Raw genomic sequence first — 12,016 nt, 5'->3', positions numbered from 1 at the left:
AGGCCCCGGATCATCTCCGGGGCCTTGTCTGTCGATATCTGCCTTGGGTCAACCCCGCTGGATCAGAACGCCGCCTTCAGCGCGGCGGCCAGATCGGTCTTTTCCCAGCTGAAGCCGCCATCGGCCTCGGGCGCGCGTCCGAAATGACCATAGGCCGAGGTGCGGCTGTAAATCGGGCGGTTCATCCCCAGATGTGTGCGGATACCGCGCGGGGTCAGGTCCATGACCTGGGCCACCGCGCGTTCAATCGCGGCCTCATCCACCTGACCGGTGCCATGGGTATCGACATAGATCGACAGGGGCTTGGCCACTCCGATGGCATAGGACAGCTGCAACGTGCAGCGTTCGGCCAGGCCGGCGGCCACTACGTTCTTGGCCAGATAGCGCGCGGCATAGGCTGCAGACCGGTCAACCTTGGTCGGATCCTTGCCCGAAAACGCGCCGCCGCCATGCGGGGCAGCGCCGCCATAGGTATCAACGATGATCTTGCGCCCGGTCAGGCCCGCATCACCATCCGGCCCGCCGATGACGAATTTGCCGGTGGGGTTCACCCACCATTCGGTGTCGGCTGTCACCCAACCATCCGGCAATACGCCCAGGATATAGGGTTCGACCAGCGCGCGCACGTCCGCCGATGACATCGTCGGGTCAAGATGCTGGGTCGACAGCACGATGGATGTCACGCCAACAGGCTTGCCATCCTCATACCGCACCGAAAGCTGCGATTTCGCATCCGGGCCAAGCCGCGGTTCGGTGCCGTTCTTGCGCACCTCGGCCAGCTTTTTCAGCATCTTATGTGCATAAAAGATCGGCGCCGGCATCAGTTCCGGCGTTTCGGTGCAGGCATAGCCGAACATGATCCCCTGATCGCCGGCACCTTCGTCCTTGTTGCCTGCGGCATCGACGCCCTGGGCAATATCGGCCGATTGGGCATGCAGGTAATTGTTCACCTTCAACTGCGCCCAGTGAAAGCCTTCCTGCTCGTATCCGATGTCACGTACGCAGTCGCGCGCGATCTCTTCCACGCGGCGGATCACGTCGCCGGGGCCGCGCACCTCGCCGCCGATGACGACGCGGTCGGTGGTGGCAAATGTTTCGCAGGCCACACGGGCCTGAGGGTCTTCGGTCAGAAAGGCATCCAGAACAGCATCCGAAATCCGGTCGCAGACCTTATCGGGATGGCCCTCTGAAACCGATTCAGAGGTGAACAGAAAGTTTTTACGGGACATGATCGCGCTCCAATGTGATATCCCTGTCACGTCAGGAAGCCGTTGTGACAGTTCGACCCGTCCGGGTTATCCGGCACTCTGCAACGGGTCAACGCTATTCCGCCACCGCACCGTCACAAGCAGCACAAATGAAACAATAAGCGCCCCCAGGATCAACCAGTCGCCAAATCGCGCATAAACCGTGGGCGGCAGCGGGGCCGGCAGCGCCACGGTCAATTGACCGGCCACATTCAGCGGCAATTGCCCCAGCACCCGGCCGCGCGCGTCAATTGCTGCTGAAATACCGGTATTGGCCGATCGCATCACCGGCAATCCCTGTTCGACCGCGCGCAGCCGCGCCTGCGCCAGATGCTGATAGGGGCCGGAAAACGTGCCGAACCAGGCATCATTGGTCACCTGCATGATCCAGTCCGCCCGGTCGGGGGCGGCGCTCAGGTCCTGGGGAAAGACCATTTCATAACAGATCAGCGGCAGCGCCTTGCCCAGCGCCCCGAAATCCAGCACCTGCGCGCCGGGGCCGGGCCGATAGCCGAACGTATCGCCCGCCGCCATGCCGAACACGCCGATCCGGGCAAACAGATCATTGGCGGGCATGTATTCGCCAAAGGGCACCAGATGATGTTTGTCGTACAGATGCGTGACCTGGCCCTGCGCATCAATCGCGACCAGTGAATTCATGAAATCGACGCCGTCGCGCCGCTGAACCCCCAAGACCACCGGCACGCCTTTGGCGGCCTGCGCGATCTGTTCCAGAACCGGACCGGCCACATTCAGGTTATAAGGAATGGCCGTTTCCGGCCAGATCACCATATCGGGCGCAGGCCCTGCCGGATCGGCGGTCAGGTTGATCTGGCGGGCGAAATGCTGGTCGATCAGATCGGGGCGCCATTTCAGGTTCTGCGCGATATCGGGCTGCACCAGCCGTATCATTGCCGGCTGCGCGCGATGCGGCATCGGGGCGGCCAGCTTCACCGCGCCATATCCCCAGCCCGCCGCGATCAGCACCAGCGCGCCCCCTGCCCCGCGCCAGCCCAGCGCAAAGGGCAGCGCCACCGCCAGCATCGCCAGCAGGCTCAGCCCCCCCGCGCCACCCAGCGCGGCCAGTTGCATCACCGGCGTGCCGATCCAGATATGGCCGATCAGTGCCCAGGGAAACCCGGTAAAGACATAGCCGCGCGCCAGTTCAACCGCCGTCAGGCAAACCGCCAGCATCAGCGCCCGTCGTCCCCGCCCTGGCACCATCCGTGCCGCGACATAGGCCGCCAAGGCCCAGAACAGCGCCAGCCCAAAGGAAATCAGCACCAGCGCGAATGGCGCCATCCAGCCGTCGCGCGCCACATCAACCATGAAGGGCTGCACGATCCAGATCAGCGCCGCGCCGAAATAACCCGCACCAAAGAACCATCCAAGCCGCGCCGCGCGGCCGGGTGTGACCGCCGCCAGGATCAGAAAAAAACCACCCGCAAAGCCCAGCAGCGCCAACGGCCACAGCCCGAACGGGGCCTGCCCCGCCGCCGCGACCACACCCAGCGCAAAGCCCGCCAATAACGCGGGCCAGCGCGCCCGCCCATCGGATATGCGCGCGACGGGTCCGATCATGGGGTCAGGCGCTCTGGCTTTCGGGCATCCGCACCCGCAGCCGTTTGATCCGGCGCGGATCGGCATCGACGATCTCGAACTGGGCGCCGCTGTCATGCGGGATCACCTCGCCGCGGGCGGGCACGCGGCCGGTCATCATGAAGACAAGCCCGCCCATGGTGTCGATTTCCTCGCCATCCTCGGCATCGGCCAGTTTCATGCCCAGCTCGGCCTCGAAATCCTCCAGCGGGGTACGGGCCTGCACCAGATAGACGCCGGGCTTTTCCTGTATCCAGAAACGACCTTCGGCGACGTCATGTTCATCCTCGATCTCGCCGATGATCTGTTCGATCAGATCCTCGATCGTGACCAGCCCATCAACCCCGCCATATTCGTCGATCACCAGCGCCATATGCATGCGTTCGTTCTGCATCTTCTGCAACAGAACCCCGATCGGCATCGAGGGTGGCGCGAACAGCAGCGGGCGCAGCATCGGCTTCAGGCTGAAACGGGTCGTCTTGCCGTTGAACCCGTGTTTGAGCGCGAAATCCTTGAGATGCACCAGACCCACCGGCGTATCCAGCGTGCCGTCATAGACCGGCAGCCGGGTCATGCCGCTGTCGCGGAATACCTTGACCAGTTCATCCTTGGAGATATCCAGCGGCACCGCCACGATTTCGACCTTTGGCAGCGCCACATCTTCAACCCGCATCCGGCGCAGGTTTCCCATACCCAGTACGATCGGCGTTGCGCTTGCAACCATATGTGGCCCCGGCTGCTGCGTCGCGGCCTGCGTGGCCTCGTCCTGCGCGGAAAACACCCCGAAAATCCGGCCCATCAGGCCCCTGCTCTGTCGCTCATCACTTTGCGGCGCGCTTTGCGCTGCACTAGACGACCCGTCGGTCTCTTCGCCCATCAGTCCTTACCAAGCTACCAGTAATGCCGGTTTCCCGGCCAATGTTCAGTCATATGGGTTATCCAACCCCATGGTTGCAAGTATTTCCACCTCCAACCCTTCCATCAGCCCGGCATCGCCGGGCCTGATGTGATCATAACCCAACAGATGCAGACAGCCATGCACCATCAGATGCGTAACATGGTCGCGTAACGATTTTTCCTGTTCCGCGGCTTCGCGCGCGCAGGTTTCATAGGCAATGGCGATATCCCCCAGTTCGGCGGGGCCAGCGGCATCGCCGGGATCGGGCATATCGGGGGGGCTGCCGTCAGCGTCTGCCGCCAGATCCGCGGCCGGCCAGGACAGAACATTGGTGGGTTGCGGTTTGCCGCGGAAATCAGCGTTCAGCACCGCGATACGTGCGTCATCGCATCCCAACAGGCTGATTGCAAAGCCTTTGGCGGGCAGGGATAACCGCGCGCAGACAGCAAGACAGGCGGCTTCGGCCAGTTCCGCCAAGCCCTCCCGTTCCCATCGCGCATCTTCGATCAGTGTTTCGACCAGATCAGACATCGGCCTTTTCATAGGCCTCGATGATCCTAGCCACAAGCGGGTGCCGCACGACATCCTTCGAGGTGAAATAGTTGAACGAAATCTTGTCGATCCCGCCCAGCAGCCGTTCGGCATCGGCCAGCCCCGAAGGCACCCCGCGCGGCAGATCCACCTGCGTGCGGTCGCCGGTGACGACCATGCGGCTGCCCTCGCCCAGACGGGTCAGGAACATCTTCATCTGCATGGTGGTGGCGTTCTGCGCCTCGTCCAGCACCACAAAGGCATTGGACAGCGTGCGCCCGCGCATGAAGGCCAGCGGCGCGATCTCGATCCGCTTTTCCTCGATCAGCTTGGCGACCTGCTTGCCAGGCAGGAAATCGTTCAGCGCGTCGTAAAGCGGCTGCATATAGGGATCGACCTTATCCTTCATGTCACCGGGCAGAAAGCCCAGCCTTTCGCCCGCCTCGACCGCCGGACGCGACAGTATGATCCGGTCGACATGGCCGCCGATGAACATGTTCACCGCCGCGGCCACCGCCAGATAGGTCTTGCCGGTGCCCGCAGGCCCGATGCCGAAACACAGCTCGTTGGCGAACAGGGCGCGCACATAGGTTTTCTGCGCCTCGGTGCGGGGCTCGACGGTTTTCTTGCGGGTCTTGATTTCGATATGATTGGCTTGGAACATTTCCAGCTGGTCCTGGATGGAAGGCGTTGCGCCATCCTCTGCCGCGCCCAGCCGCAACATCGCCTCGATATCGCCGGTCTCGACCGGGCGGCCCGATTCCAGCCGTGCATAGGATTGTTCCAGAACGCGAACCGCCTGTGCCCGCGCCGCGCCATCGCCCATGATCGCCAGCAGATTGCCCCGTCGCAGGATATTCACACCCAGCTTATGCTCTATTTGCGCAAGGTTCCTGTCGAATTCGCCGCATAGATCAATCAAAAGGCGATTATCCGGAAACTCCAGAAGTGCTTCATGCATATCTTCGGTATTTGGCGGGGGGGTCAGGGTGTTGATTCCCAATAACAGCTCCGTTTGCTAAAGCCTGTGCAGATATGGTGCCAACCACACCGGCCTAACGCAAGCGATAGGTGAAATGTTTCGTCAAAATGAAACAAAAAAGATCGCCCGGCGGTCCCGGGCGATCTTTCGCTGTGCAAAGCTGTATCTATCAGAGCGGATCCTTGACCGGAGTGCCCTTTTTGAAGGGGCCGATCGCGGTGCCCGGCGGGGCGATGCCGGAACAGACCGGCTTGCCATATTTATCAAGACGCGGGTCCATGTATCCCTCGATGCCATCGTCGATCATCCAGTGATCGCAGCCATTGGGATCTACCCAGATACCCGCCCGCAACTGGCTGAGCGGCTTGCGATCGACCCAGCGATCCACAGTCTTGTCGGTTTTGGTGTCGCAGGCCCCAAGCGCCCCGAACAGGACCACACCGATGACGAATTTGGAAATATTCATGGGAACCGCCTAACGGATACAGATGATTTCGACGCGGCGATTGCGGGCCATGCCGTCGGCCGTCGCATTGGTCGCCACCGGTTCGCGTTCGCCGTATCCCCGCACATCCGTGACATTCGCGCCAATGCTTTGTGCAACCCTGGCCACCGCGTTCGCCCGCCGCTGCGACAGGGCGAGGTTATATTCATCCGAGGCGCGGCTGTCGGTATGGCCGACAATGATATAGCCGACGGCCGATGCTTCGGTGAAAAACTTCCTGAGCGCGGCAACGCCTGCGGCGCTGATCGCCGATTTGTCCGTGGCAAACAGCTGATCCGAGGCAATGACGCCGCAGGTATTTACTCGATGACAGACCGGGCGCCCATCGCGCGTCAGCTTGGTGGACATATACCCTTCCCAGCCATCATCCATCACCCAATGTTCACATCCATCCGGATCAATCCAGATCGAGGGTTCATAGCGCTGTGTCTTGTATACCTGCTGCTGCGCCTCTGCCGTCCCGGACCAAACCGGAACGATCAGGGCCAGCGCCGCGACAAGAGCGACAAAGGCCTGCAATTTCCTTACCATCAACAACATGCACACTCCAGCCAAGCGAATAGCGCCTACCAACCGACAACGAGCCTAAAACTCGATTAAGGTTAGCAAATTTCCGCGCAAAGGAAAGAAAGATTGCGGGTAGCGACCAGTTTTGCGCAACAATTGCATGGCCATGGCCCTATTGCACACAGACCGGCCGCAATAGTGCCTGCACCCTATGCGTCGGGATCACCGATCAAGACACCGGCCAGCGAATTGCGCACGGCCGCGACGATGCGCACGGGCACGACCCGGCCCAGAAGATCTGTCGGCGCCTCGACATGCACGGCATGCAAATGGTCGGATTTACCTGACAATTGCCCATCCATGCGGCCCGGTTTTTCGAACAGCACATTGACCACGCGCCCGACCATCGCATTCTGGATCTCGGTTTGCTGCTGCGTCAGCAAGGCCTGCAAACGATGCAGACGGTCGGTTTTCACATCCTCATCGACCTGGGCGCGCTCTGCCGCCGGGGTGCCGGGGCGTTCGGAATATTTGAAGGAATAGCACTGGCCATACCCGACCTGTTCGACAAGGGCCAAAGTGGCCTGGAAATCCTCTTCCGTTTCACCGGGGAAACCCACGATGAAATCCCCGGAAATCAGAATATCGGGCCGCGCGGCCCTTATGCGGGCGATCACGCGCAAATAGTCGGCGGCGGTATGTTTGCGGTTCATCGCCTTCAGCACCCTGTCGCTGCCCGATTGCACCGGCAGATGCAGATAGGGCATCAGGGCCGCGCAATCGCCATGGGCGGCGATCAGATCGTCTTCCATGTCATTGGGATGCGAGGTGGTATAGCGAATGCGGGCCAACCCCGGAACGCGGTCCAGTTCGCGGATCAGGCGCGCCAGCCCCCAATCCAGCCCGTCCGGTCCAAGGCCGTGATAAGCATTCACGTTCTGCCCCAGCAGGGTGATTTCGCGCACCCCGCGCGCCACCAGGTCGCGCGCCTCGTCCAGCACACGGGCCACCGGGCGGCTGACCTCGGCCCCGCGTGTATAGGGCACCACGCAAAAGGCGCAGAATTTGTCACAGCCTTCCTGAACCGTCAGAAACGCCGACGGGCCACGCTGTGCCTTGGGCCGCGATGCCAGGTGGTCGAATTTATCCTCGGCCGGAAAATCGGTATCCAGGGCACGGCCCCCGCTGCGGATATCCGCCTCCATCTGTGGCAAGCGATGATAGCTTTGGGGCCCCACCACCAGATCGACGGCAGGCTGGCGGCGCATGATCTCGGCGCCTTCGGCCTGGGCCACGCAGCCGGCCACGCCGATCTTCAGATCGGGGCGGTTCAGTTTCAGCTCTTTCAGCCGGCCCAGTTCGGAATAGATCTTTTCGGCGGCCTTTTCACGGATGTGACAGGTGTTCAGCAGGATCATGTCAGCGTCTTCGGCGCTGTCTGTCGCGACATAGCCCGATCCGCCCAGCGCTTCAGCCATGCGTTCGCTGTCATAGACGTTCATCTGGCAGCCATAGGTCTTGATGAACAGTTTCTTCTGGTCGGCCATATTCCCGCGCCCCTTGTCCGGCCCGTTGGTTACACCCTGCGGCCCACCTTCGCAACGCTTGCAATATTCACGTATTTGCAACAGTTTTGGCCAAAACCCCCAACAGGCCGGGGCGCAGCGGGGCAGGATGGAATATCAAGGGCTGGACGATTTCTTGACGAACGGCAAATCCGCCCTGAAAAAAGGGCCGGTCGCCCTGATCCTGATCGAGGATCTGACAGAGGTCGACACCACAATTCGCCATCACCTGAATATCGGATTTCCCACAATTCTGGTGCTGGCCCCAAAAGAGCTGGCGCTGCCCGATGACATCGCCCCGCGCGTGCATCGCATCACGATGGATGTGCACCGCGACGGCGCCTTTGTCAGCGCCATCAACCAACTGACAGAGGCCGCGCCCGGCCAGTGGTTCTATTACTGTTATAACGCCGAATACCTGTTCTTTCCGTTCTGCGAAACGCGCGCGATCGGCGAAATGCTGGCCTTTCACACCGAAGAGCGGCGCGATGCGATGCTGTGCTATGTCGTCGATCTTTATGCCGAAAACCTTGACGTGCATCCCAATGCGGTCTCGCTTGAAACCGCATTGATGGACAAGTCGGGCTATTATGCGCTGGCGCGCATGGATGCGGAAAACCACGGCCATCCCAAGGAACGGCAACTGGATTTCTTTGGCGGGCTGCGCTGGCGTTTCGAAGAACATATCCCCAAGGACCGGCGCAAGATCGACCGGATTGCCCTGTTCCGCGCCGCACCCGGCCTGCGATTGCGGCCCGATCATACGTTCAGCGACGAGGAATATAACACCTATGCCTGCGCCTGGCATCACAACCTGACGGCGGCGATCTGTTCGTTCCGCACGGCCAAGGCGCTGAAAAGCAATGCCGGATCAACCTTTGATATCCATACGTTCAAATGGCACAACTCGACGCCATTCGACTGGACATCACAACAATTGCTGGATCTGGGGCTGATGGAGCCCGGCCAGTGGTTCTAGCCCGCGATCAGGCGCGCCGCAGCCGGATCACCACATCGACCCGCGAAATCTGCGCGCCTTCGGGGGCGTCTGGAAGGCCGCAAATCTGCAACTGATCGGCGGGCGCGTCGGTCAATGTGCCGGTGTCTTCCCAATAGAAATGTGGATGATCCTCGACGCGCGTGTCGAAATAGCTTTTGTTGCCATCGACCATCACTTCCTGCATCAATCCGGCATCGCAAAAGGCGCGTAGTGTGTTGTAAACCGTGGCCAGCGATACTTTTTCATCGCTGTCCGCACTGGCCGCGAACAGGCTTTCAGCCGTGACATGGCGATCTTGTCCATCGCCGACCAGCAAGGCAGCCAGCGCCAGACGCTGGCGCGTCGGGCGCAGGTCAGCCCCGGCCAGCCACCGTGTTCCGCGTTCAAGTGCCAAAGGCGTCATTCTATTGGTCCAGCTTGCTTGTGCATGCATGTATAGTGTTTTTTGCACGCGGATTTCAATTGCTATCCGATCATACCCCCGGCCCGGCCCCTATTGCATGACCTCGAAGGGCGGTGATAGACGGGAATGGACCAAGACCATGATGCAAGGGGCAGGGCTGCATGGCCGATTTTCCGACCAGTTTCGACAAAGATGATCTTTTGAAATGTGCGCGCGGCGAATTGTTCGGCCCCGGTAACGCGCAACTGCCCGCCCCGCCGATGCTTATGATGGACCGCATCACCGATATTTCCGGCGATCGCGGCGAACATGGCAAGGGCCATGTGGTTGCCGAATTCGATATCACCCCTGACCTGTGGTTTTTTGAATGTCATTTCCCCGGCAATCCGATCATGCCCGGCTGTCTGGGGCTGGACGGGCTGTGGCAGTTGACCGGGTTCAACCTGGGCTGGCGCGGCTGGCAGGGGCGCGGCTATGCCTTGGGTGTGGGCGAGGTCAAACTGACCGGCATGGTGCGCCCTGACCGCAAGAAGCTGACCTATTTCGTAGATTTCACCAAGGCCCTGCAGACCCGCCGCCTGACCATGGGCGTGGCCGACGGCCGGGTCGAGGCCGACGGCGAAACCATCTATCTGGTCAAGGATATGAAGGTCGCGCTGTCCGAAAGCTGACCAAGTAAAGGAGCACGCCATGCGTCGTGTCGTCGTAACAGGGCTGGGCATCGTTTCCTCGATCGGGAATGACGCGCAGCAGGTCCTGGCCGCGCTGAGGGCCGGAACCAGTGGCATCACCGCGAATGCGGCGATGATCGAACATGGCTTTCGCAGCCAGATCGCCGGTGATCTGAAGATCGACGTGAGCGAACATGTGGACAAGCGGGTGCTGCGGTTCATGGGGCCGGGCGCGGCCTATGCGCATATCGCGATGGAACAGGCGATTGCCGATGCCGGGCTGGAAGAGGCCGATATCGTCAACCCGCGCACCGGGCTGGTGGCCGGGTCGGGCGGGCCGTCAACCAGTGCGATGTTCGCCGCGCATCAAACCGCGCTGTCCAGTGGCGCAACCAAGCGCATCGGCCCCTTTGCCGTGCCCAAATGCATGTCGTCCACGATCTCGGCCAACCTGTCGACCGCGTTCAAGATCAAGGGCATCAACTATTCGATCACGTCGGCCTGTTCGACCAGCCTGCATTGCATCGGCAATGCGGCCGAACAGATCATGCTGGGCAAGCAGGATGTGATGTTCGCCGGTGGCGGCGAGGAACTGGACTGGACCCTGTCGTGCCTGTTCGATGCGATGGGCGCGATGTCGTCGAAGTTCAACGACACACCCACCAAGGCCTCACGCGCCTTTGACGCCAATCGCGACGGGTTTGTGATTTCAGGCGGCGGCGGGATTGTCGTGCTGGAGGAGCTGGAGCATGCCCGCGCGCGCGGCGCGAAAATCTATGCCGAGGTGACCGGCTATGCCGCCACATCGGATGGGCACGATATGGTTGCCCCGTCCGGCGAGGGCGGCGAACGGGCGATGCGGCTGGCGCTGCAAACCCTGAACCCGGACCGCAAGGTGGGCTATATCAATGCCCATGGCACATCGACGCCGGTCGGCGATGTGGGTGAAGTGCAGGCGGTGCGCCGGGTCTTTGGCCAGGGCAGTACGCCGGTGATCAGTTCGACGAAATCCATGACCGGCCACAGCCAGGGCGCCACAGGCGCGCAAGAGGCGATCTATTGCCTGCTGATGCTGGAAAATGATTTTATCGCGCCCTCGATCAATGTCGAAACCCTGGACCCCGCGCTGGACCCGGCCGAAATTGCAACCACCCGCGTGGACAATGCCGGGCTGGATACGGTCATGACCAACTGTTTCGGCTTTGGCGGCACCAACGGGTCGATGTTGCTGAGCAAATTCCACGGATAGCAGGATGGCAGATATGATGAAGGGGAAACGCGGCCTGGTCATGGGCGTGGCCAATGACCGCTCGATCGCCTGGGGCATCGCGCAGGCGCTGGCGGCACAGGGCGCGGAGCTGGCATTCAGCTATCAGGGCGAGGCCTTCGGCAAGCGGGTTCAGCCGCTGGCCGCCAGCCTGGGGTCAGAGATTCTGCTGGATGTGGATGTGACAAATGACGCCTCGCTGGATGCGTGCTTTCAGGAACTGGGCCAGCGCTGGGGCAAGCTGGATTTCCTGATCCACGCGATCGCCTTTTCCGACAAGAACGAATTGACGGGGCGGTTCATCAATACCACCCGCGAGAATTTCAAGACCTCGTTGGTGATTTCGTGCTATTCGCTGATTGACGTGGCGCGCCGGGCCGCACCGCTGATGACGGATGGCGGGTCGATCGTGACGCTGACCTTTCAGGGATCGAACCGCGTCGTGCCGTTTTACAACGTCATGGGCGTGGCCAAGGCGGCGCTGGAATCGACCGTGCGCTATCTGGCCAATGATCTGGGGCCGGATGGCATTCGGGTGAACGCCATATCGCCCGGCCCGATGAAAACCCTTGCCGGGGCCGCCATCGGCGGCGCGCGCAAGACATTTCGCTATAGCGAGGCCAACGCGCCGCTGCGCGCCAACGCCACGCTGGAGGCAATCGGCGGCACCGCGCTGTATCTGACCAGCGCCGCCGGGGCCTGCACCACGGGTGAGATCATCACCGTGGATGGCGGGGTGCATGTGCTGGGCATGCCGCAGCCTGACAACCTGTAGACCCGAAGGGGACGCCTGCGGCGTCACAGGATGGTATCGCCGCTGACGCGGCGGTTGCCTGCGGCG

Annotated in this window: 13 protein-coding genes and 1 riboswitch; of the genes, 4 read left to right on the top strand and 9 right to left on the bottom strand. The window is 61.5% G+C overall.

The features are described from left to right. Positions 1 to 62 precede the first annotated feature (62 nt). From metK to miaB, 8 genes are all read right to left on the bottom strand, one after another. Entirely contained in the window at positions 63 to 1,229 is a 1,167-nt protein-coding gene (gene metK / locus ACTCHC_RS05895) for a methionine adenosyltransferase (RefSeq protein ID WP_463021550.1), read from the bottom strand. A gap of 5 nt (positions 1,230 to 1,234) precedes the next feature. Continuing rightward, positions 1,235 to 1,283, bottom strand: a riboswitch (SAM-SAH riboswitch). Positions 1,284 to 1,295: 12 nt separating this feature from the next. Further along, entirely contained in the window at positions 1,296 to 2,828 is a 1,533-nt protein-coding gene (gene lnt, locus ACTCHC_RS05890) for an apolipoprotein N-acyltransferase (RefSeq protein WP_463021549.1), read from the bottom strand. 4 nt (positions 2,829 to 2,832) lie between these two features. After that, on the bottom strand, positions 2,833 to 3,723 hold the full coding sequence (locus ACTCHC_RS05885) for a hemolysin family protein (RefSeq protein ID WP_463021548.1): 891 nt from the start codon (positions 3,721 to 3,723) through the stop codon (positions 2,833 to 2,835). A gap of 45 nt (positions 3,724 to 3,768) precedes the next feature. Then, on the bottom strand, positions 3,769 to 4,275 hold the full coding sequence (ybeY, locus tag ACTCHC_RS05880; protein WP_463021547.1) for an rRNA maturation RNase YbeY: 507 nt from the start codon (positions 4,273 to 4,275) through the stop codon (positions 3,769 to 3,771). Continuing rightward, positions 4,268 to 5,278, bottom strand: a complete 1,011-nt coding sequence (locus tag ACTCHC_RS05875; protein ID WP_463021546.1) for a PhoH family protein — start codon at positions 5,276 to 5,278, stop codon at positions 4,268 to 4,270. The genes ybeY and ACTCHC_RS05875 overlap by 8 nt, the downstream gene beginning before the upstream one ends. A 148-nt stretch (positions 5,279 to 5,426) precedes the next feature. Then, a complete protein-coding gene (locus tag ACTCHC_RS05870) occupies positions 5,427 to 5,723 on the bottom strand; it encodes a hypothetical protein (protein WP_463021545.1) in 297 nt (98 codons plus the stop codon). A 9-nt stretch (positions 5,724 to 5,732) separates the two neighbouring features. After that, the gene (locus ACTCHC_RS05865) at positions 5,733 to 6,302 is read right to left on the bottom strand and encodes an OmpA family protein (protein ID WP_463021544.1); all 570 of its coding nucleotides are present in this window, start codon (positions 6,300 to 6,302) and stop codon (positions 5,733 to 5,735) included. A gap of 176 nt (positions 6,303 to 6,478) precedes the next feature. Further along, entirely contained in the window at positions 6,479 to 7,816 is a 1,338-nt protein-coding gene (miaB, locus tag ACTCHC_RS05860) for a tRNA (N6-isopentenyl adenosine(37)-C2)-methylthiotransferase MiaB (protein WP_463021543.1), read from the bottom strand. Positions 7,817 to 7,943: 127 nt separating this feature from the next. Between miaB and ACTCHC_RS05855 the strand changes: the two genes are divergently transcribed. Then, positions 7,944 to 8,813 carry a glycosyltransferase family 2 protein gene (locus tag ACTCHC_RS05855; RefSeq protein ID WP_463021542.1) on the top strand — a complete coding sequence of 290 codons (870 nt, stop codon included), beginning with the start codon at positions 7,944 to 7,946 and terminating at the stop codon, positions 8,811 to 8,813. Between the two features lie 7 nt (positions 8,814 to 8,820). On the opposite strand, the gene irrA is transcribed toward ACTCHC_RS05855, so the two are convergent. After that, on the bottom strand, positions 8,821 to 9,237 hold the full coding sequence (irrA, locus tag ACTCHC_RS05850) for an iron response transcriptional regulator IrrA (protein WP_463021541.1): 417 nt from the start codon (positions 9,235 to 9,237) through the stop codon (positions 8,821 to 8,823). A 161-nt stretch (positions 9,238 to 9,398) separates the two neighbouring features. Here irrA and fabA point away from each other — a divergent pair, with 161 nt between their 5' ends. From fabA to ACTCHC_RS05835, 3 genes are read left to right on the top strand one after another with little or no spacing between them, the layout of a single operon-like run. Next, a complete protein-coding gene (fabA, locus tag ACTCHC_RS05845) occupies positions 9,399 to 9,908 on the top strand; it encodes a bifunctional 3-hydroxydecanoyl-ACP dehydratase/trans-2-decenoyl-ACP isomerase (RefSeq protein ID WP_463021540.1) in 510 nt (169 codons plus the stop codon). A gap of 19 nt (positions 9,909 to 9,927) precedes the next feature. Continuing rightward, positions 9,928 to 11,157 carry a beta-ketoacyl-ACP synthase I gene (gene fabB, locus ACTCHC_RS05840; protein ID WP_463021539.1) on the top strand — a complete coding sequence of 410 codons (1,230 nt, stop codon included), beginning with the start codon at positions 9,928 to 9,930 and terminating at the stop codon, positions 11,155 to 11,157. Positions 11,158 to 11,161: 4 nt separating this feature from the next. Continuing rightward, positions 11,162 to 11,950, top strand: coding sequence for an enoyl-ACP reductase FabI (locus ACTCHC_RS05835; protein WP_463021538.1), 789 nt, complete (start codon positions 11,162 to 11,164; stop codon positions 11,948 to 11,950). Positions 11,951 to 12,016 lie beyond the last annotated feature (66 nt).

It is taken from the genome of Actibacterium sp., from assembly GCF_055134745.1.
Note: the sequence above shows the minus strand (reverse complement) of the source record. Positions and strands in the feature narration are given on the sequence as shown.